General features: G+C 62.0%; 25 protein-coding genes. 10 read left to right on the plus strand and 15 right to left on the minus strand.

What is annotated here, in order from left to right:
• Nucleotides 1-22: 22 nt before the first annotated feature.
• The 4 genes from BJD99_RS20940 to typA form a co-directional block, all read right to left on the minus strand.
• Nucleotides 23-181: a hypothetical protein gene (locus BJD99_RS20940; RefSeq protein ID WP_176224757.1), complete on the minus strand. Its 159-nt coding sequence runs from the start codon at nt 179-181 to the stop codon at nt 23-25.
• 41 nt (nt 182-222) lie between these two features.
• Nucleotides 223-1128: an N-acetyl-1-D-myo-inositol-2-amino-2-deoxy-alpha-D-glucopyranoside deacetylase gene (mshB, locus tag BJD99_RS06750; RefSeq protein ID WP_084346044.1), complete on the minus strand. Its 906-nt coding sequence runs from the start codon at nt 1126-1128 to the stop codon at nt 223-225.
• Nucleotides 1104-2837: an ABC transporter family substrate-binding protein gene (locus BJD99_RS06755; protein WP_143542087.1), complete on the minus strand. Its 1734-nt coding sequence runs from the start codon at nt 2835-2837 to the stop codon at nt 1104-1106. Before BJD99_RS06755 ends, mshB begins: the two co-directional genes overlap by 25 nt.
• 93 nt (nt 2838-2930) lie before the next feature.
• Nucleotides 2931-4868: a translational GTPase TypA gene (gene typA, locus BJD99_RS06760; protein WP_084346045.1), complete on the minus strand. Its 1938-nt coding sequence runs from the start codon at nt 4866-4868 to the stop codon at nt 2931-2933.
• Nucleotides 4869-5056: 188 nt separating this feature from the next.
• Here typA and BJD99_RS20945 point away from each other — a divergent pair, with 188 nt between their 5' ends.
• Complete coding sequence (locus tag BJD99_RS20945) at nt 5057-5233, plus strand: hypothetical protein (protein WP_179142220.1); 177 nt, start codon at nt 5057-5059, stop codon at nt 5231-5233.
• Here BJD99_RS20945 and BJD99_RS06765 read toward each other — a convergent pair.
• Nucleotides 5226-5654 (minus strand): (deoxy)nucleoside triphosphate pyrophosphohydrolase, encoded by a 429-nt coding sequence (locus BJD99_RS06765; RefSeq protein ID WP_084346046.1) that lies wholly within the window; start codon nt 5652-5654, stop codon nt 5226-5228. The genes BJD99_RS20945 and BJD99_RS06765 overlap by 8 nt on opposite strands.
• A 15-nt stretch (nt 5655-5669) precedes the next feature.
• Between BJD99_RS06765 and BJD99_RS06770 the strand changes: the two genes are divergently transcribed.
• Nucleotides 5670-5960: a 4a-hydroxytetrahydrobiopterin dehydratase gene (locus BJD99_RS06770; RefSeq protein WP_084346047.1), complete on the plus strand. Its 291-nt coding sequence runs from the start codon at nt 5670-5672 to the stop codon at nt 5958-5960.
• On the opposite strand, the gene BJD99_RS06775 is transcribed toward BJD99_RS06770, so the two are convergent.
• Nucleotides 5902-7128, minus strand: a complete 1227-nt coding sequence (locus tag BJD99_RS06775) for a mannosyltransferase (RefSeq protein ID WP_256895531.1) — start codon at nt 7126-7128, stop codon at nt 5902-5904. The two genes, BJD99_RS06770 and BJD99_RS06775, sit on opposite strands and share 59 nt — an antisense overlap.
• A 362-nt stretch (nt 7129-7490) precedes the next feature.
• On the opposite strand from BJD99_RS06775, the gene BJD99_RS06780 reads away from it, so the two are divergent.
• Nucleotides 7491-8303, plus strand: a complete 813-nt coding sequence (locus tag BJD99_RS06780) for a hypothetical protein (RefSeq protein WP_084346049.1) — start codon at nt 7491-7493, stop codon at nt 8301-8303.
• A gap of 24 nt (nt 8304-8327) precedes the next feature.
• Nucleotides 8328-9533 carry an MFS transporter gene (locus tag BJD99_RS06785; protein WP_084346050.1) on the plus strand — a complete coding sequence of 402 codons (1206 nt, stop codon included), beginning with the start codon at nt 8328-8330 and terminating at the stop codon, nt 9531-9533.
• A gap of 63 nt (nt 9534-9596) precedes the next feature.
• On the opposite strand, the gene BJD99_RS06790 is transcribed toward BJD99_RS06785, so the two are convergent.
• On the minus strand, nt 9597-10319 hold the full coding sequence (locus BJD99_RS06790; RefSeq protein ID WP_084346051.1) for a DUF1906 domain-containing protein: 723 nt from the start codon (nt 10317-10319) through the stop codon (nt 9597-9599).
• Nucleotides 10320-10560: 241 nt separating this feature from the next.
• Between BJD99_RS06790 and BJD99_RS06795 the strand changes: the two genes are divergently transcribed.
• Nucleotides 10561-11139: a TerD family protein gene (locus BJD99_RS06795; protein WP_084346052.1), complete on the plus strand. Its 579-nt coding sequence runs from the start codon at nt 10561-10563 to the stop codon at nt 11137-11139.
• Nucleotides 11140-11275: 136 nt separating this feature from the next.
• Nucleotides 11276-12073, plus strand: a complete 798-nt coding sequence (locus tag BJD99_RS06800; RefSeq protein ID WP_084346053.1) for a hypothetical protein — start codon at nt 11276-11278, stop codon at nt 12071-12073.
• A 126-nt stretch (nt 12074-12199) separates the two neighbouring features.
• Here the strand turns inward: BJD99_RS06800 and BJD99_RS06805 are convergent, their stop codons facing one another.
• Together BJD99_RS06805 and BJD99_RS06810 are read right to left on the minus strand one after the other, a co-directional pair.
• Entirely contained in the window at nt 12200-13204 is a 1005-nt protein-coding gene (locus BJD99_RS06805; protein WP_084346054.1) for an NAD-dependent epimerase/dehydratase family protein, read from the minus strand.
• Nucleotides 13204-14598, minus strand: coding sequence for a wax ester/triacylglycerol synthase family O-acyltransferase (locus BJD99_RS06810; protein ID WP_084346055.1), 1395 nt, complete (start codon nt 14596-14598; stop codon nt 13204-13206). The genes BJD99_RS06805 and BJD99_RS06810 overlap by 1 nt, the downstream gene beginning before the upstream one ends.
• Nucleotides 14599-14656: 58 nt before the next feature.
• On the opposite strand from BJD99_RS06810, the gene BJD99_RS06815 reads away from it, so the two are divergent.
• Nucleotides 14657-15952: a WS/DGAT domain-containing protein gene (locus BJD99_RS06815; protein ID WP_084346056.1), complete on the plus strand. Its 1296-nt coding sequence runs from the start codon at nt 14657-14659 to the stop codon at nt 15950-15952.
• A gap of 48 nt (nt 15953-16000) precedes the next feature.
• Complete coding sequence (locus BJD99_RS06820; protein WP_179142252.1) at nt 16001-16867, plus strand: PE-PPE domain-containing protein; 867 nt, start codon at nt 16001-16003, stop codon at nt 16865-16867.
• Nucleotides 16868-16875: 8 nt separating this feature from the next.
• On the opposite strand, the gene BJD99_RS06825 is transcribed toward BJD99_RS06820, so the two are convergent.
• Nucleotides 16876-17238: a VOC family protein gene (locus tag BJD99_RS06825; RefSeq protein WP_084346057.1), complete on the minus strand. Its 363-nt coding sequence runs from the start codon at nt 17236-17238 to the stop codon at nt 16876-16878.
• Nucleotides 17239-17305: 67 nt separating this feature from the next.
• Nucleotides 17306-19207 (minus strand): alpha-amylase family protein, encoded by a 1902-nt coding sequence (locus tag BJD99_RS06830; protein WP_084346058.1) that lies wholly within the window; start codon nt 19205-19207, stop codon nt 17306-17308.
• 62 nt (nt 19208-19269) lie between these two features.
• On the opposite strand from BJD99_RS06830, the gene BJD99_RS06835 reads away from it, so the two are divergent.
• Entirely contained in the window at nt 19270-20436 is a 1167-nt protein-coding gene (locus BJD99_RS06835; RefSeq protein ID WP_084346059.1) for a winged helix DNA-binding domain-containing protein, read from the plus strand.
• 3 nt (nt 20437-20439) lie between these two features.
• On the opposite strand, the gene BJD99_RS06840 is transcribed toward BJD99_RS06835, so the two are convergent.
• On the minus strand, nt 20440-21444 hold the full coding sequence (locus BJD99_RS06840; RefSeq protein ID WP_084346060.1) for an NADP-dependent oxidoreductase: 1005 nt from the start codon (nt 21442-21444) through the stop codon (nt 20440-20442).
• Between the two features lie 323 nt (nt 21445-21767).
• Here BJD99_RS06840 and BJD99_RS06845 point away from each other — a divergent pair, with 323 nt between their 5' ends.
• On the plus strand, nt 21768-22112 hold the full coding sequence (locus BJD99_RS06845; RefSeq protein ID WP_084346061.1) for a cupin domain-containing protein: 345 nt from the start codon (nt 21768-21770) through the stop codon (nt 22110-22112).
• 191 nt (nt 22113-22303) lie between these two features.
• On the opposite strand, the gene ychF is transcribed toward BJD99_RS06845, so the two are convergent.
• The 3 genes from ychF to BJD99_RS06860 are packed head-to-tail and all read right to left on the minus strand — an operon-like array spanning nt 22304 to nt 24577.
• Entirely contained in the window at nt 22304-23383 is a 1080-nt protein-coding gene (ychF, locus tag BJD99_RS06850; RefSeq protein WP_084346062.1) for a redox-regulated ATPase YchF, read from the minus strand.
• 12 nt (nt 23384-23395) lie between these two features.
• Nucleotides 23396-24193, minus strand: a complete 798-nt coding sequence (locus BJD99_RS06855) for a TIGR03620 family F420-dependent LLM class oxidoreductase (protein WP_084346063.1) — start codon at nt 24191-24193, stop codon at nt 23396-23398.
• Nucleotides 24194-24250: 57 nt separating this feature from the next.
• Nucleotides 24251-24577, minus strand: a complete 327-nt coding sequence (locus BJD99_RS06860; RefSeq protein WP_084346064.1) for a CD225/dispanin family protein — start codon at nt 24575-24577, stop codon at nt 24251-24253.
• Nucleotides 24578-24751: the final 174 nt, after the last annotated feature.

The raw sequence follows: 24751 nt of genomic DNA on the forward strand, positions 1-24751 counted from the left end.
AATACTGGCGTACTCCCCGCGGTCAGGAGACCGGCGGGTATCCCAAAGCGGTCAGCAGGTTGCTCAGCGCGGACGCGAGATCGGTGAGACCGGACTGATACAACATCTCCTGACGGGGGAAATCAGGTATCAACGAATTGACGAACGCAACGATGGCGTCCTGCACGACCCAGTTGTACATTTTGTGTATTCCCCTGCTCGGCCGACCGCACTGAAGAAGATCTAGTGATCCAGATCATATTCCACTACGCCTGCGAACAGGTCGCTTTCTCTACCCGACGCGTCGAGCTCTCCCCGATCGCCTCGAACGAGAACGAATTGTTCCTCGACCAGGATCGGTTGCGCGATGTTGTTCGACAAGGCGTACTCGGTGCCCGAAGGCGCGACGGTCACCTGGGTGGCGTGTGCCTCGAGGGCCGCGCGTTTGCTGCCGAGAACGCCGCTGACGTCGAGCGAGGTGGTGATGGTCGCCTCGGGCACACTGGGCAGTTCACCGGGCTCGGGCATTCGCCAGCCGTCGGGAATGTCCGCGATCGAATCCAATCCACGCGCCAGCTGTTTCTCGCCGGTGACAGTCCAGTAGAGCTTCTGCGGTCCCCACGGTGCACCCACTTCCGGGTAGCGGTCACTGTCTGCGATATCGACAGCCTCCGTCACCAACGAATGCACTTGTTGATGGTCGGGATGTCCGTACCCACCCTCCGGGTCGTAGGCGACGACGACATGAGGCCGAACCGTGCGGATGACCGAGAGTAGTGCCGACAGAGCCTCGTCACGATCGGCGTTGACGAACGCCCGCGGATTCAGAGCCGCCGGGGTACCCGCCATGCCGGAGTCTCGCCACCGTCCGGCGCCGCCCAGGAATGTCGGACTCTGGGCACCGAGAACTGCCAGCGCCCTGTGCAATTCGTGAATTCGGTATCCACCGAGCTGATCGGCTCGGTCTGCGACGAGGCCTGCCCACCGGTCACCGATGACTTCGCCTTCTTCGCCGAGTGAGCACGTGAGGACCGTAACCTCGAAACCTGCTCGAGCGTAGTGGGCGATAGTTCCACCGGTGGTGATGGTTTCGTCATCCGGATGCGCATGAACGAGAAGAAGTCTCACTTGGTCTTGGTCCTCATCCACTGCGCAGCGTCACCGAAGATGCCTACCTCGATCGGTCCTGCCAACGACACACCTTCGACACCGGTGCCGACGGCGACAACGGACGAATCCTGCATGATCGGAAGAACTGCGGACAACGCCCACAATTTCGGCTCCGCTTCCGCGACCAACTGGTCCGCCGGAAGTTCGCCGCGCAGAGCCAGATTCACCGAATTCTGCAACTCCGGTACACATAAACCGGAGAGGTTGCTCGGCGGACGCGCCTTGGCCTCGTCGGTGACACCCGGCTGAGTAGGGGCCGGAGCCGGTGCGCACCCGAATCTCGACGCCATCACCGTCGCGGGATCGTTTCCTACACTTGTCCATCCGACCAAGGCGTCGACCCCGCCGCCTACGAGTGCCGTGCTGTACAACTCTTCGGGTGGCAGCGGGGTCACCGACGCATCGATGCCCACGCCTGACAGTTGGTCGGCAACAGTGTTCGCGACGGCGAGCGAGGTGGAATCATCCTCTACTGCTCCGATGACGAATTCGACTGGCACTCCGTTCTTTTCGAGCGCCCCATCCAGACCTGGCACGAAGCCGGCTCCGGCGAGTAGTGCGAGCGCACTCTGGCGATCGATCGGGGCGGGAGCAGTTGGGGCATAACCGGGGTCCGATGGGCTCGACAGTTGCGCGCGCGCTGGGTGATCGGCCGAACCCGTCCCTGCGGCAACCGTCGACAGCAGTGCCGGATCGAGAAGGCCGAAGATCCCCGCTCGCACGTTTGGATCCGACAGCATCGCGGTTCGGCCGTTGAGGGTCAGATCGAGAACGCGTGGCTGAAATCTGACGTCGGTGCGAACCCCTGGTATCGCCGCCAGCTGCGCCCTAGTAGCGGTACTTGCCCGAACCTGGGCTACCTGAGCGTCTTTCGACCGAAGCGAGTCGGCCAACTGGGCAGAAGTACCACCTCGACGAAGCAGAATTCGGTCAGGCTTCGCCGGTTCGTCCCAGAATCGATCGTTGCGTTCGAGAAGGATTTCGTCGCGTCCTTCGTCGATCGACTTGACACTGAACTGACCGCCGGAGACCGGCACATTGTCGACGAGGCCGGTTTCGAAGCCACCGGGGGAATCTTTGAGTAGATGACTCGGGAGCAAATCGGAGAAGAGCCGTCGCCAGTTCTGATACGGCTCGGCGAATGTCACGGCGACGCTCTTGCCGCCACCGGAGGAGGCAACGTTGTCGATGAGGCCGTAGCCAGCCGGGTCGATGACTCCGGGTTGCGAGATCATCTGTTGCCAGAGGTACCGGAAGTCCTCGGCGGCGATCGGCGCACTGTCGGACCATTGGGCTTCGTTGCGGAGCTGATAGGTGACCGTGAATGGATTCTGCGACGTCACCTCCGCCGACAACAACAGCGAAGGGTCCTGGAGCCACACGGTCACCGCGGGGTTCGACGGATCGGTGGCCGGCCGAAACGGACTCGGTAGGACGAGCGCGCTCACCGCGGAGTTGGCAGGCGACTGGTCCGACAAAAGATGAGGATTGAATCCGATGCCGACATCATCGATCGCGACGACAACGGGATCTCCGGTCTCGACGGGAACCTCCGTCGTCGTGATGACGGGTGTCGGTTCGCTCTCGACCGGAGGCGGCGGGTTGGCGGTGCATGCTGCGAGAACCAGAGTGGGCAGAACCAATGCGATGGTTCCGATGCCCAGGGGGCGCGCTCGCCGCAAATGCATCTCCTTCGTCGTAGCCCGTGTATGCGCAGTCTCCTGTCGAGACCGACTGCGCATACACGGGCGTCCAGCGCGATGTACGAAAGCTACCGCTCTTTACAGAGCAGCCTTGTCACGCGACTTGCTGCGCGAACGCTCACGAGCGCGCTCGTTGGAATCGAGGTGCACCTTACGGACGCGAACGACCTCGGGGGTCACTTCGACGCACTCGTCGACTGCACAGAACTCCATGGCCATTTCCAGGTCCATCTTCTTCGGCTTGGCCAGAGTCTCCATGACGTCGGCCGAAGACTGACGCATGTTGGTCAGCTTCTTCTCACGCGTGACGTTGATATCGAGGTCTTCCTGACGCGGGTTGATGCCCACGACCATGCCCTCGTAGGTATCGACACCCGGCTCGACGAAGAACGTGCCTCGGTCTGCCAACTGGATCATGGCGAACGGAGTGACGCTGCCGGCGCGGTCGGAGACGAGCGAACCGGTGTGGCGTGCGCGAATCTCCCCTGCCCATGGTCCGTAACCGTGGAAAACAGCGTTGGCGATACCGGTGCCACGCGTGTCGGTGAGGAAGTCGGTGCGGAAACCGATGAGGCCACGCGAGGGAACGATGAACTCCATACGAACCCAGCCTGCGCCGTGGTTCGTCATCTGCACCATCTTGCCCTTGCGTGCGGCGAGCAGCTGAGTGACACCGCCGAGGTATTCCTCCGGGGAGTCGACGGTCAGTTCTTCGAACGGCTCGTGAACCTTGCCGTCGACCAGGCGGGTGACCACCTGGGGCTTGCCGACGGTCAGCTCGAAGCCTTCACGACGCATCTGCTCGACGAGGATGGCGAGGGCCAACTCACCACGGCCCTGGACCTCCCAGGCATCGGGACGGCCGATGTCGAGAACCTTCAGCGAGACGTTACCGACGAGTTCCTGATCGAGACGGCTCTTGACCATGCGCGAGGTCAGCTTGTGACCGCTTACGCGGCCGACGAGCGGGCTCGTGTTGGTGCCGATGGTGACCGAGATCGCCGGCTGGTCGACCGTGATCCGCGGCAAGGCGACAGGGTTCTCGAGGTCGGCGAGGGTGTCACCGATCATGATGTCCGGGAAGCCTGCAACGGCGACGATGTCACCTGCAACACCCTTCTCACCCGGTACGCGCTCCACACCGATGGTGTTGAGCAGCTCGGTGATCTTCGTCTTCTGGACGACGGGCTCGCCGTCGATCTCACGCATCCAGCTCACGGTCTGGCCCTTGCTGAGCTGGCCGTTGTGGATGCGAACCAGAGCGAGGCGACCCAAGAAAGCGGAAGCATCGAGGTTGGTGACGTGTGCCTGCAGAGGTGCGTCGACGCTTCCCTTGGGAGCAGGAACGTAGCTGAGCAGGACCTCGAACAGTTCGTCGAGGTTCTCCGCATCAGGAGCGTTGCCGTTCTCGGGCTGAACCTTCGATGCCTTGCCCTCACGGCCGGAGGCGTAGAGGACAGGAAGGTCGAGGGCGAGCTCAGCAGCCTCGGAGGCTTCGTCGTCGAGGTCGGAAGCGAGATCGAGAAGCAGGTCGTGACTCTCGGAGACGACCTCTTCGATTCGTGCGTCGGGTCGATCGGTCTTGTTCACGACCAAGATGACGGGCAGCGACGCAGCGAGCGCCTTGCGCAGCACGAAGCGGGTCTGCGGTAGCGGACCCTCGGATGCATCGACGAGAAGGACGACGCCGTCGACCATGGACAGGCCGCGTTCGACCTCGCCACCGAAGTCGGCGTGCCCGGGGGTGTCGATGACGTTGATGACGGTCATGGTGCCGTCGGGGTTACGTCGGTGAACGGCCGTGTTCTTGGCCAGAATCGTGATGCCCTTTTCCCTCTCGAGGTCACCCGAGTCCATCACGCGATCGATCGCTTCGGCGCGTTCCTCGAACGCTCCCGACTGCCGGAGCATGGCGTCGACCAGGGTGGTCTTGCCATGGTCGACGTGTGCAACGATGGCTACGTTGCGAAAAGTGGTGGTGCTGTCGATGTTATCTGCACTGCTTGGGGCGCTCACGCGAAAGGTTCTCCTGGGTTGAATGCGGGCTCTTGTTCGCTAGCGGGCTTATGACGCTAGAGAAGCGCGCTGCACCGCGAGAATCTCGCGACTGAACAAGTTTACCCGCTACCCCAGGGTGACCTGCGACACGCAGTACCCTTTTCCACAAGTTCACCTTGAAATGCGAGATTTTCGGAGACGTTCACATGGGCAAGATCAAGGCCAAGAAGGTGTCGGGTCTCAAGCCCAAGAAAAAATGTTGCCGCAAGAAGACGCGCTGCATCAAGTGCCCCGTGGTGATCATGAGGATGAAGAAACTCGAAGATCAGGGCGTCTCCGGTAAGGACCTGAAAAAGGGCCTGAAGAAGGCCCGCTCTACCTGAGCATCAGTGCAAGTTCGGTTACCCATTCGCGGTCCGCATCGACCAGATCCATCTCGCGCAGGCCGGCGGCGTCGACCCACCGCAGATCTGAATGATCAAGTGGGGCAGGCGATCCCGCGACCAGCTCGACGCGATAGGCGCGCAGAATTCGCCCGGCTCCGATGGGGACATCGCCGGCCAGCTGCGCACCGACAGCGGTGTCGACGCCGAGTTCCTCGTGTAGTTCACGCATCAACGCCTGAACGTCGCTTTCGCCGGATTCGACCTTTCCTCCCGGCAGCTCCCACAGGCCCGCGAGCTCCGGTGGACGTGCTCGCTGAGCGAGTAGGAGTAGCCCGTCGGCGACGATGGCACCAGCCACCACGACGGCAGAAGTGGTGATGTCAGGGGCGGAACCAGCTGATTTTTCGGCGTCGGTCATGTCAGGATCGTTTCCATGAGTGAACTACTGTCCAACGCCGAGATCGACGACGCAATGAGCAGTCTGCCGGAGTGGAGTCTCGATGGATCCTCGATCACCCGAACGGTCGAATTGCCGACGTTTCCGGCGGCGATCCAGTTCGTGTCACGGGTGGCGACTGCTGCCGAGGCTGCGGGGCACCATCCTGACATCGATATCCGATGGCGAAAGTTGACCTTCACGCTGTCCACGCACTCCGAGGGCGGGCTCACCTCGAAGGACGTGGATCTGGCTCGCGAGATCGAGAATCTGCTGATTCGAGATTGACCCGTCGTCGTCTCAGATAGATAGCCAGGATGTACACGAGGAGTGCTCCGAGTACGTCGACGGTTCCGAGCCAGGCGAGTATCCCTGGGCGGGATACGAGCCAGATCGATTCCTGGAAGAAGCTGAGGATCCAAGGGATGCCGATGACGCTGGTGACCAGCCAGTATCCGGCCACGATCCGGGTGAACAATGCATCGCGGTCCGGCCCGTGTACGAGCCACACGAGCAGCGGCATCACCCATACCCAGTGGTGTGACCACGAGATGGGTGAGATGAGCAGTCCCAACAGTTGAACGACGAGGAGGATGCCGAGTCGATCGTCGCGCCGTAGCGAGCGCCATGCAGCAACTGCGAGAGCGGAGACTACGAGGACGCCGCCCATCCACAACGGCCCGGATTCGATGTCGTGTCCGGCGATCCTGCTCATTGCTCCGCGCAGCGACTGGTTCCACACCGAGCCGACCGGCCCGATTCGATCGGCGTCACCGAGCAGAGTGGTGAAGTAGGTCCCTGCTTGATGGCCGAGAACCAGATAACTGAGCGCGACGGTGGCAGCGAAGGCGACGGCCGAGAAGATCGCTGCCTTCCAACGCTTCGTGGCCAGGAAGTAGAGCCCGGTTATCGCCGGCGTGAGCTTGATTCCTGCGACGAAACCGATGAGTCCACCTGCCACCCACCAACGCGTACTGCGGATCGCCACGACCGCGCCCAGGGCGAGGAAGACGTTGACCTGTCCGTAGTCGAGAGTGGTGCGCACGGGTTCGGTCCACAGGGCCAGCGCTGTCCATGCCATGGCAATGCGGGTCCAGCGTGAAGTGCCTGCCACGTCGTCACCGAGCATCAGTCCGAGGCTGAGCTTGATGAGCAGGAACATCGCTGCCATCGTCGCCAACTGCCAGGCGATTCCGACGACGGTGAACGGCAGATAGTGCAGTGGAAAGAAGACCAACGCTGCGAACGGCGGATAGGTGAACGGAAGCGGAAAGTCGGGAGTCTTCACCGAGTAGGTGAAGTTGTAGAGATCGTCTTTCAGCAATGCTGCCGAACCGTCCACGTAGACGTGCAGGTCGACGAGGTTCATCCCATTGGGCGTGGCGAAGGCCCAGGCGAGACGGGCCAGGACCGACAGCGCAAGCAGGAAGGGGGCGTATCGAACCAGTCGGTTCACCTGTTGTCTCTCGCTCCCGCTCGGTGCTGTTCGGTCGTCTCGGTTCGAGATCGACAGCCGAGCTTATAGGGAGCCCGATCGGGCTTCTTATAGGGAACCCGATCAGGCTTCGCGCACGCGGTTCACAGAATTTGTGGACGATCATCATGGATGTTCACAAATAACATTTGCATCACCAATCACACTATTCACTTCTGTAACACGCTAATGTCCGTGGACGGTCAATGCCGAGTCGCGCCCGTACAAAGTCGGACAACGCCCGAGAGTACCGGCTGTACAAGCAAGGGTCGGATACATAGAGTGACCCCTCGAGCCAACAACCGCTTCATGGCCCGTTTTACGATCAGGATGGGGAAAATCAAGTGCTTCGTACCGGGGTAACACGCAAAGTCGTCACTGTTGCGGCGGTGGCATGCGCCGCTGCGCTCGCGCTGCCGACCTTTGCTTCTGCAGAGCCAGCACCGCCTGCAGCCGAGCTGCCTCCTATGTTCCTCCCCGCTCCGGACCAGCCACTACCGGACTACGCGCAGATCGAAGCACTTGCATCTTTCGCCCCCGCCATCATGGGTGCCGCCGCAGGTCCGACCGACGTCGCAGCGGGCCCGCAAGGCGATCTCCTCGCCCAGGCACGTCAGCTGCTGGACAATCCCGCCATTCCTGAGACGGTGAAAGCCACTCTTACACGGGTCATCACGTTCCTCGACGGATCCGGTGGCGGCGGACCCGAACTGCCTCCGTCCGACGGGCCGGTCATCGCGCAGTTCCTCTACCCGACCATCGGTAAGGGCTGCATCTCGGACAAGGCAGATTCCATCGGCACCGCGCTGGCCGTACCCGGCCCCGCAACGCTTCCGCCTCCCGGACCTGCTGCAGGTCACGCCGGCTTCGTTTTCACCGCCCTCGGCACAGCACCTCTTGCAGCTCAGCAGGAGTCACCGTTCACCGTGACGTGGCTCAATCTCGACAACCGTCGCACCGGGACCCAGGAGTTGACCGGAGCGTCGGCCATCAACCCGGGCGGCCCTGCCACGATCTCCGGTATTGCTGATACCGGACCGGGACGCGTCCTCGCAGTCGCATCCGGTTCCATCACGACGAAGTCCGTCGAAGATCCCGCTGCACCGGCGCGGACCTGCGGATTCCTTCCCACGATCGGTACCTTCTACGTAGCCTGATCATCATGTGAGTAGGGTCTGCTCGTGAGCAGACCTCTCGCATTCGTTGCGATTACCTATGCATTCGCGGTAGCGATGATCGGCACCACGATGCCGACGCCGGTCTACTCGCTGTACCAGGTCGAGTTCGGATTCTCCGTTTTCGTCGTAACTATAATTTTTGCTGCCTATGCGCTGGGAGTGCTCACTGCACTCCTGGCGTTCGGTCGTTGGTCGGACTCACTGGGTCGTCGCCCGATGCTGCTTGCCGGAATCGCATTCGGAATCGTCAGTGCGCTGGTGTTCATTTTCGCCGGCTCGCTCACCGCTCTGTTGATCGGACGGGTGCTCTCTGGACTATCGGCGGGCATATTCGTCGGAACTGCCACCGTGACATTGGTGGAATTGGTGCCGGACAAGTGGCGCGCACACGCACCGGCGATCGCGACGGCGGCGAACATCGGCGGACTCGGTCTCGGGCCACTACTTGCCGGTGTACTGGTTCAGTATCTGCCGCACCCGATGCAGCTGACGTTCATCGTCGATATCGGTTTGCTGATCCTCGCGGCGGTCGCGGTGTACCTCTCCCCCGAGACGGTGAAAGTTGCCCGCGGAGCCAGACCACACCTGCAGAGACTGTCGATTCCGGCGCCTATCCGCGGCACGTTTCTCCGAGCATCGATTGCCGGCTTCGCCGGATTCGCTGTGCTGGGCCTGTTCACCGGCGTCTCGCCGGGCTTCATGTCCAGCGTCCTCGGCATCGACGACCACGCTGTGACCGGCGCTGTCGTCTTCCTGCTGTTCGCCTCGTCCGCGGCCGCTCAGATCGGGCTCCGCGCCCTGGATACGTCGTTCGCGCTGCGGGCAGGGTGCGTCGTACTGTTCGCCGGCGTCGCTGTACTCGCGATCTCACTGCTGACGGCGTCGCTGCCCCTGCTGATTCTGAGCGCTGTGGTGAGCGGAGTCGGACAGGGAGTGACGTTCAGCAAGGGAATGGCGACGGTGACCGCAGAGCTACCGGTGGATCGACGCGCCGAAGTGACGTCGACATTCTTCGTCGTTCTGTACATCGCCATCTCGGTGCCCGTGATCGGAGCAGGAGCAGCCGCGAATGCCTGGGGCCTCGTCACCGCTGGTGTAGTCTTCTCCTGCGCAGTCGCCGCGCTCGCGGCCATTGCATTCCTGCTACTGATACGCGAATCTCATGGACGAGACTCGCATCAAGAAGCGAAGGAATCCGACAGGAACTGATAGATGTATCCGGCGATCGTATAAATTACATCGATGAGATTCATATCGTCTTTCTTTTGCGAATCAGGCTAGGGACCATTGGCCGTAATCGGGCTTGAGAATTACATTGATGTCGACGGCGATGCCGTCGACCTTTCCTTTGTCGATCTGCACTTGATGTAGATGCGCGGCAGGATGTCGGAAGCCTTTCGGAGTGCCCCAATTGTGCTGCCAATACCATTGTCCGAGCCCAGCAATGGACGCCAATTCGATGGTCGGTGAATTGGCGTAGATCCCGGTGTTCTCGGCTCCGACGACAGATTGCCAACCGAGGATGTACGGCGCGATCATCGTGGCGAACTCGACTGCGGTGGGATTGTCGTCGATCGAAGCGTAGATAGGCCGGTTCTGGGGTCCACCGGCGGCTCGATGCAGTTCCAGACCCCGGTTCGCATGCTTGACCCCGGCCGCGTATCCGCCTCTCCAATCGGACGTTGCGCCCTTGCCGAACTGATAGTTGGACACCACTTCCAACCCTGCGTCGGTCAGCGCATCGGCCTCGTCGCGCTTCATCGGCTTGCCGAGCATCCATTCGGCACCGGGTCTGCGATCGGAAACATAGCGAACGGCCCCTTGGTGACCTGCCGCTTTGATCGCCTCCGGCGAGGGGACCCCGCCCGAGTAGTCGACAAGCGTGCCCAACCCGTCGGCGTGCGCGGCAGTACGGGCGCCCAACGTCGCCAATCCGACGGCAGTAGCCGACCCCACCGCCGCGTATTTGAACAGCTCGCGTCGTGAAACGTGCACTTCAAGCCCCCCACATAGATAGGTCGATTCGGCGTGTCGCACGGCTGATCAATGTGCGCGCTGCTACATTTTTCGGTTTTCGTATTGCACCACACTCACTCCAGTACCGCTAGTCACTTCAGACTCCACAGTCCCATTTGTCTCTCTCTGCACGGACGCGCGAGCACGTACCTTCACCGGCCCACGCGGGCACAACCTACTGTGGAGTCATCGGTTCAGGACCATCGAAGGAGAGATTTTCATGGGCGTAACGCTTTCCAAGGGCGGAAATGTGTCGCTGACCAAGGAGGCCCCCAACCTCACGGCAGTATCGGTCGGTCTGGGGTGGGATGTCCGCGACACCACGGGCGGCGACTTCGACCTGGACGCAAGCGCAATCGGTCTGGACTCGAACAAGAAGTCGGTCGACGATCTGTTCTTCGTGTTCTACAACAATCTCCGTTCACCGGACGGTGCCATCGAGCACACCGGCGACAACCGAACCGGCGAGGGTGAGGGCGACGACGAGAGCATCAACATCGACCTCGTGGCACTCTCGCCGAAAGTCGAATCGATCGTGTTCCCGGTCTCGATCCACGACGCCGATTCTCTGGGCCAGAATTTCGGCCAAGTCGTCAATGCATTCATCAGGGTTGTCGATCGCGCCGACAATCGTGAGCTGGCTCGCTTCGATCTCAGCGAGGACGCGTCGACCGAAACCGCCATGGTGTTCGGGGAGTTGTACCGAAGAGGTCAGGAATGGAAATTCCGGGCAATCGGACAGGGTTATGCATCCGGTTTGACCGGCATTGTTCGCGACTACGGAATCAATGTCGGTTAGCTGATTCGCGGAAATCTTCGGTCTGCGGCGGGTATCGATTGAATAACCGAGGACCTCTGGGCTTGAGAATTTATGTGCGAGTGTGGTCGGATCACCACATTCGTAACATTGGTTTCATCAGTCACAGGAGCAACACATGTCGTCTCGGTTCGGTCGAATAGCTGGAACAGTCGCACTCTCCTGCGCAGCTTTGCTTGCGCTGCCCGCCACCGCGACGGCAGACCAGGCACCAATGGATCCATTGTCGCAGGCAGTGACGGCGCTCCAGCAGCAGGGCGCCTCGGCTGCCGATCCTGCGCTGGCCGCAGCGACCGCGATCTCGGGAGCCCGCACTGCGGTGGCCGACGACGTCGACGCCAACCCCCTTGCGGCTCTCGACGCTGCCAACAAGATCCTTACCGAACTCGGTATCACGCCGTTCTTCTACCCGACAGCGGCCATCAATTGCGCTTCGGTTCCGGGCGTACCCTTCGGCATCTCTCCCGCAGTAGCGGGAGCAGCGGGAGGGCCTTGGCCGAATGCGAAGGCACCACTACTTCCCCCACTCAACGCTGTGGAGAAGGGCGAGACGATGTTCGCCTTCCTCCCGGCAGGCATCGTCGATGACTCGGCGAACAAGGCGGGCATGCAGGTGGCGTGGTTCAACGTCAACACCTTGAAGGGCGGATTCGCCGACATGGGCGGAGCCACTACGACATTCGTCGATTCGATACTCGACAATGCCAAGCTCGACCCCATCACTACCGAGTTGGTACGTGGAGCGTTGACCACTGCTATCGCCAAGTTGCCGGCCGCCGGGGCGCGCCTCGCACCGGTGGAAACCGGCTCGGGCACCGTTCTCGCAGCCGTGTTCGGCAATGTAGAACACAAGACTGCCGATGGCGTCAACAACTGCTTCTACTTCCCGACCGTGGGCTTGGTGAACGTCGGCTGACGCTCTTTCCCCCGATCGGATCGTGAACCGAAAAAATGCGGCGCCGCTCTTGCGGCGCCGCATTTTTTCTCCACGAGTCCTGTTACGAATACCCCTGGGGTGGAGTCGAAGTCAGGCGAGGCTCAGTCACAACCGGCCGACGCTGCGCAGGCCTGCGACCGTGGCATCGAGCGTATCGAGAGACCCGCGGTAGTGCACTCCCAGATCTTTCTCGCTCGGTGAATCGTCGGAGGGCGGCATCTGCGTGTAGTACTGCATCGCGGCCTCGGAAATCGGTGAACGAGATACGGGGGTCTCGATCGGTGACACCGAATCGACGATGTCGGATGCTCGTCCCAGCAATCGCAACGCAACGTCGGGAACGGGGACCGGGAGGACTGTAGTACCCGTGATCTTCCGCAGCATCTCGGCAATCGACCCGATCGGTATCCGCTTCCCACCCACCATGTAGCGGCGCGGCCCACGCCCGGGTTCGAGCAAAGCCGCATGCACCGCCGCGAGATCACGGACGTCGACGACAGTCCAGGCTGCACTGCGTCCCGGCAGCATTCGCATTTTCAGGGCTGATTCGACGCCGTCTGCGGCTTCACCGAACTGGTCACCTGCGGGAGGTCCGAGCACCATGCCGGGGTAAGTGATGACGACCGGCGCACCGCCGTCTTGCATTCCGCGTGCATAGAGGTCGACCTGGGACTTGGTGCGTCCGTATGCATCGGTTCCACCGACGACCGGAAGATCGGCGCGAAGCATTTCCAACCCCGGACGAAACAGGGCCGTGAAGCTCGAGACGTGCACGATCGGGTCCAAGCCGAGAGCGGCGGCAGTTCCGAGCACGTTCTCGGCACCCAGCATGTTCGTCGCGATCATCTCTTCGGCGCGAGATGGATCGGTGGCGACGACGGCTGCGGCATGAACGACACTGTCGCAGCCATCCATAGCCCGCGAGATCGAGTCGGCGTCGGTGATGTCCCCGAGGCGGAAGTCACTGACGTCCAGACCTATCTGGGCTGCGCTCGTCTGCAATCTGTCGGGATTTCTGACCAGGAAACGAACTTCGTGTCCGGCGTCGACGGCTGCCTTCGCGGTCCATGCCCCGACGAAACCGGTACCGCCGGTGACGAGCACCCGCATCAGCTCTCCTTTGTTCGTGTTTGTGCTGCATCGAGAAGCTCTGCGAGCGACTCGCCCATCGCGTCGGCGAGCCGATCCAAATCCGGTGTTTGTTCGCGGTCCGCGATCAGACCGATGTCGAGGCGCCCGTCACCGGACATGACGGTGATATTGAGACCAGCACCGTGCAATATCGGTCCTAGAGGAAACATTCCGGTCACCTTGGCCCCGAGGAAATACAACGGCATCGGTGGACCGGGGACATTCGACATCACCAAGTTGTGCACAACGGGGTGATGCTGGGCGAGATCGAGAGCCGCGTAGGCGCGCATGGCGGCGGCAAATGTTGCTGGAGAGGCAAATTGGGCCCAGTCCTGCAACAGAGTCGCACCGATTTCCCTGTTGTGCTCCTTGCCGACCTCATGGCTCGCAGAGATAGCGAGCAATCGTTCGACCGGGTCGTCGATGTCGGTGGCCAGCGATGCGAACATTGCCGATACCTGGTTGGTCCCCGGTCTGCTGCTCTTCTCGTGTACCGACACCGGGACGACGGCGATGAGCGACTCTTCCGGCAGACCATCGGATTTTTCGAGGTAGATACGAATCGCACCCGCACACATTGCCAGCACGACGTCGTTCACCTTGGCGTCGAATGCGTTCTTGATTTCCTTGACGTCGGAGAGCTTCAGTTGCTCGAAGGCAACGCTGCGGTGCCGACTCAGTGTGCCGTTGAACTGCGTTCGCGGCGCCACGAACGGCGGCGGCATGGCACGCCCGCTTCTAGCTCGCCCGATCCACCCGGTGAGGGTTCGTACCGTGGCGGGAAGAATACTGAGTGCTTGCAAGGGCCTGCTCGCGAAGGAAACTGCACTTCCCACTGCCAGATCGAAATTGTTGACCGATCCGACTCCCGGTGATGGTGGAAGTGGTTCCGCGTCCCGATCGATGCTGCACAGTAGCGAAATAATGTTCGCTGCGGAGATGCCGTCGACGGTCGAGTGATGCATCTTCAGGAAAATGGGAGTCTTACCGTTCTTCGCTCCTTCGAGCACCCACATCTCCCACAGCGGCCGCGAACGGTCCAGGGGTTGCACGGAGAAATGCGCACATGCCGCTGCGACTTCGTCTTTGCCGGCGGGCGCGGGGAGGGTCATGCGATAGAAATGCTTGTCGATGTCGAAGTTCTCGTCTTCGACCCAAACAGGGTGGTCGAGATTGAAGACGCTGTCGTGGAGCTTCTTGCGGAGTGTCGGTATGCCCTCCAGTCGCCGCAACAGCTCGACCTTGAGGGCATCGGCGTCGTAGTCGACGTCATCACCCACCGCTTCGAGTTCGATGAGACCGCACACATTCAGTGGCTGCTCAGGAGTTTCAAGATACAGAAAGCTCGCGTCCAGTCCGCTCAACCGTTCCATTCGAGTTACATTAGAACGCGTTCCAGTTGCTCGCTGAGATTTCGACTATTCTGTCGAGATGTCCGGACGTTTGCACCCGACCGACGCTCAGGCCTATTGGATGTCTTCGAAAATTCCGAACGACCAATTTCTGCTCTACTGCTTCGAAACGATCACCCCTGCCGTCGACGTAGTGGATCAACTCGTGTCCAATGCCCGCAGCGTCCCTGAACTCGGCATCCGCTTCGCCGACGCCTTCGGCTATCCACGGACCGTGCCGATGACCGTCGGACCGCACCAGGTCATCTCGCATACTCTGCCCGAGGGAACATGGACAGGATGCCTGAGATCCGTCGCCGACCTGTTCGCCAGCCCAGTCGATCCGCTCGAAACTCCTTGGCTTCTACATCTTTTCGGCTCCGTCTCAGGTGCTCCACGATGTACCGGGCCCGCACTCGTTGCAGTGCTGCAGGTTTCACACGCCCTCGCCGACGGCCGTGTCGCCTCCGCGCTCGCACGACAGCTCTTCGGCGAGCGTGATTCGTCCACCCCGCTGCACAACCCTCGCGGACGCTTCCGTCCCATCGAATTCGTCAAACAATCGCGCCGCGCCCAAGCACTCGAAAGGACACTCGCAGCCGACACTGCTGCGGGGTTGATACCCCCACAGTCACCCGGCAGGGAGAAGATCCGCGTCAACGTTGCGCCAGCGGGCGAGAGAAGCATCCGAACCGTCGTCCGGGACCGTGCCGAGCTGAGCGGTCCCGGGGTTACCGTCACAGTCGGCGCCATCACGGCGGTGTCCATAGCGCTGACGAATTATCTGAGACGCTGCGGCGACCCTGTTCCGGAGCTGCTCGGCGCAGAGGTCACCTTGGGAAAGAGCGGGCCGCGGCGGGCCCGCAACCACTTTCGTAATGCAGGTATCGATCTTTATCCGGGCATCGTCGACCCGCTCGAGCGAGCGAAGCACATTTCGGCAGCGCTCCGCGAGCGTCGCGCGCGTGCCGATCATCCGGCCATGGCCGCACAGGCTCTCGCGTCCGAGATGGTGCCCGCAGTACTACTCCGATGGGGAATCCGTCAGTTCGACCCCGCCGTGATACCCGATACGGTCACCGGCAATACCGTCGTGTCGAGTGTGAATCGAGGGGCCGCCGATCTGACCTTGGGCGGCGGACGCGTCCGATTCACCGCAGGCTTTCCGGCACTGTCACCGGTCATGAGCCTCGCCCACGGTATTCACGGCATCGGCGACGTGGTGACCATCAGCGCCACATCGAGTGCCTCGGCGGTGGACGACCCGGATGTCTATGCAGGGCTCGTGCACGACGCGGTCGACGAGATGGCCGCTCGCCTCGGCAGACCTGTTTGACAGACTCTTCTCAGCATTGTGCGGGTGCTGGCCTCAGACTCCTCGCGCATGCTGGTGAACATGACTCAGATGACGGTGCTCGCGGTCGGTGGCACCGGGGAATCTCACCCGGACGACGACCGCACCGAGGTCTCCGGGCTGCTGAGCAGCGTCACCGGCGAATTGGATGAAAGATTCGACGGAAGGTGGGTCGGCTACCCCGCGTCGTACGGTCCGGTGGCAGTCGGTGGCCTCAGCTTCTCGCACAGCACCGAGCTCGGTGTCCGAAGTCTGATCTCGGCGATCGAGGTAACCACGGGACCGATTGCACTCATCGGCTATTCCCAGGGCTGTTCGGTCATTCGTGAGGTGTTGGGGCTTCTCGCACGCGGGGAGGTGCACCTTCCCACCGTCGCCGCCGCCGGGTTGATCTCCGATCCCCAACAACCTGCGGGCGCCGTGCCCGCCTGCTCGGGACGTGGGGTTGCCGGGGACGGACCGAAGCTTCCGGACTCGGTCGCGGTGATCTGGATCGGGCAACCCGCGGACATGATCTGCAATGCAAGCGACGACAGCTACATTCGTGACATCGCGGACCTCACCCGGTGGATGTCGTTTCGCACTCCGAAAGTGTGGCTACAGCAGCTGTGGATACTGCTGCGCAGCAATGGTTTTCAAAATGCAGCCAAGACCCGCCTGTCGCCCAAGCAGTGGCGAAGAGATGTACGACGCCTGCGTGTAGCCGCCACCGAACTGAGCGGATATCTGCCCAGGACATTGGTATGGCGAAGGTGGCGCATATCCAATCCGTCCGGTGATCGCCACATCGCCTATGCGAGTGAGCCTCTCGATGCGAGCGGCTTGACCGGTTGCCAAATCTTGGCGCAGTGGCTGCAGGTACAGGCAACAATGGCCGCGGTGTCGAGAGCAGCGTGACTTTCAGGTCAGCGCAGGCACAGACAGAAGAGATGACCGACGGGATCGCGGAACACGGTGAAACTCGGCTGATCGAGTGGCCCGGTCACTTTCGTGGCGCCGAGCCCCACTACGTACTCCTCGGAGGCCGCCATGTCGTCGACGACCAGATCCAAGTGACTCTTGATCCCCTCCGACGGCCATTCCAGCGGAACGAAGTCCTCGGCCTGCTGAAACGCCAATCGAAGATTGCCCGGGCCTTGGAGAATTGTCCAATCCTTCTCGGATCGGACGATGTTCCACCCGAGCATCTTGCCGTAGAACCCGGCCAGTGCTGCGGTGTCGGGGCAGTCGAGGACGATGTAGTCCAAGTCGATCGCAGGTCGTTTCATGGGTGACAGCGTAATGAAAAGAATGTCTCCACTGGCCGAAGGGCGGCGGTTCCGGTGATACGCGCGGTCAAATGATCCACCATGCGGCGTAGGGCGGCATCCATACCGAACCGAACTCATCGGCCATCAGATCGTGTTGTGCGAGGACTTCCCGAGGGTGTTCGACGCCGAGATCGAGCACATGCGAATACGGAAACGGTCGATACTCGGAGGTCATGTTGAAGAGTGCGAGGACGGTGCCACTGGGGTGGCGTCGACGGACCACCAAGAGGCCGTCGTCGAAGTCGGTCGGCAGGTCCACCGGCGCCTCGGCATGCAACATCGGGAGGCCTGCGCGCACCCGGGCGATCCGTGCGATCCCGTCGAACACCCGTTGTTCGTCGGTGCCTGCTATCAGGCGTCGTGCGCGATCTTCGTCGGTGATGCGGGGACGGTGGATCCAGCGATTGTCGTCGCCGTGCCCGGGTTCGGAGGCCCACTCCGCGTCACCGGCGGATCCCAGTTCGTCTCCGCTCCACACGACGGGGATGCCACCCCACACCGAGATGACGGCGTACGAGAGAAAGATGCGGGCGAAGGCTCCGTCCGGATCCAGCCTCGACGGGCCGAGTCCGGTCAATGCTGCTGAGGTTCCGCTGATTCGGCGGTCGTCGGTCTTTTCGTTGTGTTGAAATACGAGCCCTTCGGCCCAGGAACCATCGAATTCACCGCTGTACCACTCGGCGAGAAAGTGCCGGTGCCCTGCGCCCGTCAACCCCAGCGCGGTGGCATCACCGTCGTCGATGGCCCAGCCGATGTCGTCGTGGGATCGGACGTACGTCACCCAGGTGCCGCTCGGCGGAGTCGGAGGCAGCGACGCGAGGGCGTGCCGAGCGAGCGCGGTACTGCCGGTCGCCAGCATCGACCACACCTGCACCATCAGACTGTTGTGGTACGCGATGTCGGAGACCCGACCGGTGTGCGGGCCCAGACCCAGGTAGGGCATCAGATCTCGGGGTCCGACGATCGCTTCTGCCTTGAACAGCACAGCCGGCGCAGCGAGCCGTGCGGTTGCCCGCAGGGCCTGGGTGATGGCGTGGACCTCGGGCTGGTTCTGACAATTGGTTCCGAGCCGCTTCCACAGGAACGCGATCGCGTCCAACCGAAGAACCTCCACGCCGAGGTTCGCAAGGTGCATGACGATGTCTGCAAACTCGAGCAGCACATTCGGATTGGCCCAGTTCAGGTCCCATTGCCACTCGTTGAAAGTGGTCCACACCCACTCCCCCATGCGGTCGTCGAAGGTGAAGCTGCCCGGCGCGAAGTCGGGAAACACCTCGGGCAGCGTCCGTTCGAACGAATCCGGTGTACTCCGATCCGGGTAGATCAAGAAGTAGTCGCGGAACTTCTGGTCGCCGGAACGCGCCTTCTCAGCCCATTCATGCTCGCGGGCAACATGATTGACGACGAGATCGACCACGAGGCTGATGTCGCGCTCACGTAGCGTTCTCGCGAGTGCGCTCAGGTCCTCGTTGGTTCCCAGGTCGGGGCGGACCGATCGGTAGTCGGTGACCGCATAGCCACCGTCGTTGTCGCCCGGCCGCGTAGCCAGTAGCGGCATCAGGTGCAGATACGTCACTCCCAGGTCGGTGAGATGATCGAGTCGCTGCCCGAGACCCGCCAACGTCTCTCCGTACCGCTCGACATAACAGGCGTAGCCGAACATGTCCGGCCGCTGGAACCAGTCGGGCCGGAGAAGCCTGCGTTCGTCCAGCCGATGCAACTCCGCAGGGCGCTGCGCGAAGCCTCTCGCTGCAGCTTCCACCAGGCGCGACACTACGGCGTCCGGCTCCGGATAGATCGCGGTGACAGCGTCGTGCAGATCGGGCCACCACATTTCGTACCGCAGCTGAAAAGTTTCTCGTCGATGAGCCGGGAGACCCGCCAGGATCTGGCGCGTAGCTGCGGAGTGGGCCGGCGGGACAACCATGCATGCATCATGACACGACGGAGTTGCCGATGCCCTCGAGATCGGAGAGGCACACTGTCCGAGTGAAGATCACCGACGCCCAGCGCCGAGCCCACCTCCTCGCGCGCCACTTCGCGGACTCCCCGACCGCCGAGGACGTCGTCTCCTCACTGCTGGCCTTGCACGCCACCGACCCGGCCACCGTCTACTTGTCGGTGCTCGCACGCGCCCGATCGCTGTCCATCGAAGATGTCCGCACCGCCATGTACGACCGACGAAACCTGGTGCGGCTCATGGCGATGCGTCGCACCCTGTTCGTAGTCGCGCACGACGACGTCCCGATCATCCATGCGGCAGCAAGCGTCGGGGTGGCCCGAACGATGCGCGCGAGACTGATCAAAGAGGTGTCGACGCTTCCGACCGAGCCCGTCATCGAGGATGTGCCGGGTTGGCTCGATGCCGTCGAGAAGCAGGCTGAGGGTGCGTTGAGGGCCGCAGGCTCGGCGACGGGTGCGGAGTTGTCGGCTGCGGCGCCGCTACTGAGAACCGCTCTACTTCCCACCACCGACAAGGCGTACGACGTCAGGCGTTATGTGACTTCGCAGGTGTTGTCGATGATGGCCGCCGAAGGACGCATGGTGCGCGTCGAACCCCGCGGTGCGTGGACATCACGCAAGCACGGGTGGGCACCGATCGATCACTGGTGGCCCGGCGGGATTCCCCACCTCGACGAGGCCGAGAGCCGCCGCGAGCTTGCGCGACGCTGGCTCGACGTGTTCGGCCCAGCAACGCTCGACGATGTTCAATGGTGGACCGGCTGGAACAAAACTCAGACACGAGCCGCAGTTGCCGGCCTCGACACCGTCGAAGTCGAACTCGATGCCGGCGACGGGATCATGCTGGCCGACACGGTCATGCAGAAGGGCGGGACCGGGGTGATGCTGCTCCCCGCGCTCGATCCCACACCGATGGGGTGGAAGCACCGCAACTGGTACCTCGGCGAACACAAAGCTCCACTGTTCGACTCGTACGGCAACATCGGTCCGACGATCTGGTCGGATGGCCGCATTGTCGGCGGGTGGACCGTCACACCCGCCGGTGAGGTGGTGACCGAACTGTTCGAGGAAGTAGGTCCGGGAGTCGAAGCAATTGCCGCCGAGGCGGGAAGGATCACCGATCTGCTCGCCGGGACCGCGGTTGTCCCCAGCTTCCCGACCCCGCTGGAGAAGCGGCTTCGGGGTAAGAAGTAGCGGTCACTTCCGAAGCTGCGACGGGACCGACACGATCACCCGGCCCGAGCTGCCGCCGGTCAGAAGTGACACGAACGCCTCGGGAATGCGATCGATCCCATCGAATACCGTGTGCAGGCTGCGAATCTTGCCCTCCCGCAACCATCCACCGACCTCGTGTTCGAACTGGTCGCGGAGATCCTCGTGCGCCGTGACCGTGAAGCCCTTCATGGTGAGTTCCTGGTAAATGAGCCTGCGGTAGTTTGCCGGATCGCCGGCGTCCCCGACTGCGCCGCAGATCACCGCTCGACCACCGAAATTCAGTACCTCGAGTGCTGCTTCGAGTTGCTCCCCACCAACATTGTCGTAGTAGAGGTCGATGCCGTCGGGTGCGGCATCGCGCAAGAGATCGACGGCAGGACCATCATGTCTATTGATTGCCCGGTCAGCACCGAGCACATCAGTAAGGAGCGCAACCTTGTCCCCCGAGCCGACGACGCCGATGACCGTTGCTCCACGAGCTTTGGCGAACTGTACGACGCAGCTGCCCACTCCGCCCGCCGCGCCGGAAACGTAGACGACCTCCTCGGGCTGCACATCACCGACGTGAATCAACCCGGTGTATGCGGTGAAACCGACGTGCCCGAGAACCGTGAGATGAGAATCGAGACCCTCATTCGACTCCGACTCGGCAATTCTGCGTAGCTCATCGGCTTCCACGACAGCAGTCGTACACCAAGGAACCTTGCCCACGGCGAGATCTCCGGGCTGAAAACCGTCGACGCCCGACTCGAGCACCTCGACGACGGCATCACTTGACGGAACATCACCGACGCCGATCCCCGGCCCGTAGGCCGTGCCTTCACCTCCGAGGCGGTGGGCAAGCCCCGCGTTGAGACCGAGCCGTCGGATACCTACGAGCACCTGCGTCTTCGTCGGTGATCCGACGTCCTTTTCGACTACGCCGAAGTTGTCCGCGCGGACACTTCCGTCCGGCAGCGCCGTCAACTGCACTTCTCGACCGAGCATATTTCGACTGTACTGAGTCAGTTGGGATCCGGGGAGTAGTCGATTCAGGCTGCAGCGTGGACATTTCCTACACATCCAAGCAGAAACAGTTGTCGCGCTTCTACTTTCAATTGTCACCGCTGCGAGGAAGCAGTGCCGAAGAATCGCCGACGGAGCCCGCCACAACGTGTCATTGGGCTACGAGAGCAATCGAGTCTCCATTCGACGCCAGCGAGCCTCTTGGCCGCTGCAGACTAGACAAGGGCGGGATAATTGGCGAATACACATCGACGTCAGCAGATTGAGGTTGTCTCTGTGGGTTCTGCGCACGAGAGGACAGGACGATGAGTGAAGAGCAGCTGGGGCCAGAGACGAAGGGGGTCGTGGTCGAGTTGTTGTCGACGGTTGACCTCGGCTCCGAGATCCAGGGCATGGACGGGTGGCAGTTGCGCACGCGCATGGTGACCATGGAGCCTGGAGGTATTTTCGGCCCGGTACATGACCACAAAGGCAGGCCAGGAACGGTCTACGTGCTGCAGGGAACGATCACGGACCATCGCGACGGGATCACCACCGAGTACGGTCCGGGTATGGGTTGGCCCGAAGACCGGAACACGCTCCACTGGCTGGAGAACAGAGGACAGGTTTCGGCGGTGGAGATATCGGTCGATGTAGTCAGGCGCGAGTAGGCCTCCTCTCGCCAATTGGACACCATCACATTCCGAATGCCGATTGGCCGATCGGCGGCGAGCAATCGCACGCTGTTGTGCGTGACACCCACGAAAACCGGCGTCTTCGTGGGTGAACCGATGTGCTTGGTGGACACCCCGTAGTCACAGGTCCGCGGGACAGTCCACTCGAACCGCTATGTGAACCTCGGTCAGACGTTGAAGCGGAACTCCACGACATCCCCGTCGACCATGACGTATTCCTTGCCTTCGATCCTGACTTTGCCTGCTGCCTTGGCTGCTGCCATGGATCCGGCCTCGATGAGGTCGTCGAAGCTGACGACCTCGGCCTTGATGAATCCACGTTCGAAGTCGGTGTGGATGACTCCGGCGGCCTGCGGTGCCGTGGCGCCCTTGTTGATCGTCCACGCGCGGGCTTCTTTCGGGCCTGCGGTGAGGTAGGTCTGCAATCCGAGGGTGTGGAAGCCGGCGCGGGCCAGGGCGTCGAGACCCGGTTCTGTCTGGCCGACGGATTCGAGCAGTTCCGCGGCAGATTCGGCGTCGAGTTCGAGCAGTTCGGACTCGATCTTCGCGTCCAGGAACACGGCGTCTGCGGGTGCGACGAGGCGGGCGAGCTCGCCGACCTTGGCGTCGTCGGTGAGTACACTCTCGTCGGCGTTGAAGACGTAGAGGAACGGCTTGGTGGTGAGGAGTTGGAATTCCTTGAGCAGCTCGAAGTCCAGCTTGTCCTTCTGAGAGAACAGTGTCTTGCCCTCATTGAGCACTGCCTGGGCGGCAATGGCGGCGTCGAGCGCAGGCTTGCGGTCCTTCTTGATCCGCGCCTCCTTCTCCACGCGCGGGATTGCCTTCTCCAAGGTCTGCAGGTCGGCGATGGCCAGTTCGGTTTCGATGACCTCGATGTCGGCGGACGGATCGACACGGCCGTCGACGTGCACCACGTCGTCGTCAGCGAAGACGCGGACGACCTGGCAGATGGCGTCGGCTTCGCGGATGTTCGCGAGGAATTTGTTGCCGAGCCCAGCACCTTCGGAGGCACCCTTGACGATCCCTGCGATGTCGACGAACGACACCAGCGCGGGCACCAGCTTCTCCGAACCGAAGACCTCGGCGAGCTTGCCCAGCCGCGGGTCGGGCAGCGCAACGACGCCGACATTGGGCTCGATGGTCGCGAACGGGTAGTTCGCGGCCAGCACATCGTTGTTGGTCAGCGCATTGAACAGGGTGGACTTGCCGACGTTGGGCAGTCCGACGATTCCGAGGGTGAGGCTCACGGTCTATGGAGTCTACTTTGGCCCAATTACCAGCCCCGACAGTGCCCGGCCCGCAGTGACGGCCGAGCCGCCCAAAGGGGCCAAGACGACATGATCGGCACCCGCCCGCAGGTGTGCATCGACGCGTTCAGCGATGTCCTCGACGCTCCCCCACGCGACTACGGCATCGACCAGCTTATCGCTGAGCTGATCGACATCGTCGCTGGTGAACCCCATGCGAAGAAAGTTCTGGCGGTAGCCGTCCACGGTCGCCAGAAATGACAGCGGCTCGCGGGCGATCGCGCGGGCACGCCCGGGATCGTTCTCCAGCACGACGAATTGGTCGATCACCAACGTTCGATCCGGCCCGAGGAGTGCCCGCGCTGCCTCTGTGTACTCCGGGGTGACCAACAACGCCACCGCACCGGCTGCTCGACGTCGAGCCATCTCCAGCTTCTTGGGACCGAGCGCTGCGAGAATTACGCGATCGGCAGGAACGTCGAGTTCGTCGAGGTATGCATTCAATCCGACAAGTGGACGGGCTGCCTGTGGACCACCCAGCCCGAGAACGAACCGGCCCGAGGATTCCAGTTCGCTGTACAGCTGGGCCGTCGCCGACGAGCTGTAGCGGTCGACGGGGACGATGCCGGGCACCACTTTCACCGTTTCGGTCGCGTGCACGAGATCGGCGAGCCGCTCGAGCCGGTCGATTTGGCCACCGGGCAACCACAGGGCGCTGTAACCGAGCGACTCCAATTCACGAGCATCTTCGAGATACGAGTGAGAGACGCCGATGGAGAAACCGATTTTGCCGAGTCCGAGTGTGTCCATGCAAGCGATACTAAAACGCTTCGCGCCCAACAGCAGCCGTCAGACCCCTTGCAACAGCTAGCTATTGGCGACGATCAGCGCGATGAACAGGATGTACAGCAGGAAGAATCCGAAAAAGAGCCCGAGCGACAGCTTGCCGAAGAACCCGGCGCGCTTCGAGGAGTACTCCGCGCCCTGAATGTCGCCGATCAACCACAGTGGGTGAACCTTCAGTGCATGGTTGAACGCCGAGATCGCCAGCGGCCAGAAGAAGATGACAGCGACCACTGCCCAACCGGCATTGGACGGCGGCATCGGCGGTGCCTGCACATAGGGCTGTGCATAGGGCTGCGCGGACGGATAGGCCTGCTGCTGGTACTGCGACTGCTCGAACGGACCTGACATTGCGAAATCCCCCGATGATCGATGAAAGACGAATAATACGACGAAGTTGCCGGCAGTACCGTTCGGCGCGCACTAGCGACCTTCGGGCCCATGTCCATGCCAGAAATCCCCGACGCGAGCCGTCTACATGCTTAGGGTGATCACAGTCACATCCGCGATGCATGGAGTCCATGA

This window comes from Rhodococcus sp. 1163 (assembly GCF_002091985.1).
Taxonomy (GTDB): Bacteria; Actinomycetota; Actinomycetes; order Mycobacteriales; family Mycobacteriaceae; genus Rhodococcoides.

Excerpts from the sequence above, each read along its gene's own strand:
- BJD99_RS06800 (WP_084346053.1), top strand. The coding sequence starts at position 11,276 with ATGTCGTCTCGGTTCGGTCGAATAGCTGGAACAGTCGCACTCTCCTGC.
- BJD99_RS06860 (WP_084346064.1), bottom strand. The coding sequence starts at position 24,577 with ATGTCAGGTCCGTTCGAGCAGTCGCAGTACCAGCAGCAGGCCTATCCG.
- BJD99_RS06805 (WP_084346054.1), bottom strand. The coding sequence starts at position 13,204 with ATGCGGGTGCTCGTCACCGGCGGTACCGGTTTCGTCGGGGCATGGACC.
- BJD99_RS06820 (WP_179142252.1), top strand. The coding sequence starts at position 16,001 with ATGCTGGTGAACATGACTCAGATGACGGTGCTCGCGGTCGGTGGCACC.
- BJD99_RS06840 (WP_084346060.1), bottom strand. The coding sequence starts at position 21,444 with ATGCTCGGTCGAGAAGTGCAGTTGACGGCGCTGCCGGACGGAAGTGTC.
- BJD99_RS06795 (WP_084346052.1), top strand. The coding sequence starts at position 10,561 with ATGGGCGTAACGCTTTCCAAGGGCGGAAATGTGTCGCTGACCAAGGAG.
- BJD99_RS06810 (WP_084346055.1), bottom strand. The coding sequence starts at position 14,598 with ATGGAACGGTTGAGCGGACTGGACGCGAGCTTTCTGTATCTTGAAACT.
- BJD99_RS20940 (WP_176224757.1), bottom strand. The coding sequence starts at position 181 with ATGTACAACTGGGTCGTGCAGGACGCCATCGTTGCGTTCGTCAATTCG.
- BJD99_RS06830 (WP_084346058.1), bottom strand. The coding sequence starts at position 19,207 with ATGGTTGTCCCGCCGGCCCACTCCGCAGCTACGCGCCAGATCCTGGCG.
- BJD99_RS06815 (WP_084346056.1), top strand. The coding sequence starts at position 14,657 with ATGTCCGGACGTTTGCACCCGACCGACGCTCAGGCCTATTGGATGTCT.
- BJD99_RS06765 (WP_084346046.1), bottom strand. The coding sequence starts at position 5,654 with ATGACCGACGCCGAAAAATCAGCTGGTTCCGCCCCTGACATCACCACT.
- BJD99_RS06770 (WP_084346047.1), top strand. The coding sequence starts at position 5,670 with ATGAGTGAACTACTGTCCAACGCCGAGATCGACGACGCAATGAGCAGT.
- BJD99_RS06855 (WP_084346063.1), bottom strand. The coding sequence starts at position 24,193 with ATGGACACACTCGGACTCGGCAAAATCGGTTTCTCCATCGGCGTCTCT.
- BJD99_RS06845 (WP_084346061.1), top strand. The coding sequence starts at position 21,768 with ATGAGTGAAGAGCAGCTGGGGCCAGAGACGAAGGGGGTCGTGGTCGAG.
- BJD99_RS20945 (WP_179142220.1), top strand. The coding sequence starts at position 5,057 with ATGGGCAAGATCAAGGCCAAGAAGGTGTCGGGTCTCAAGCCCAAGAAA.
- BJD99_RS06825 (WP_084346057.1), bottom strand. The coding sequence starts at position 17,238 with ATGAAACGACCTGCGATCGACTTGGACTACATCGTCCTCGACTGCCCC.
- BJD99_RS06755 (WP_143542087.1), bottom strand. The coding sequence starts at position 2,837 with ATGCATTTGCGGCGAGCGCGCCCCCTGGGCATCGGAACCATCGCATTG.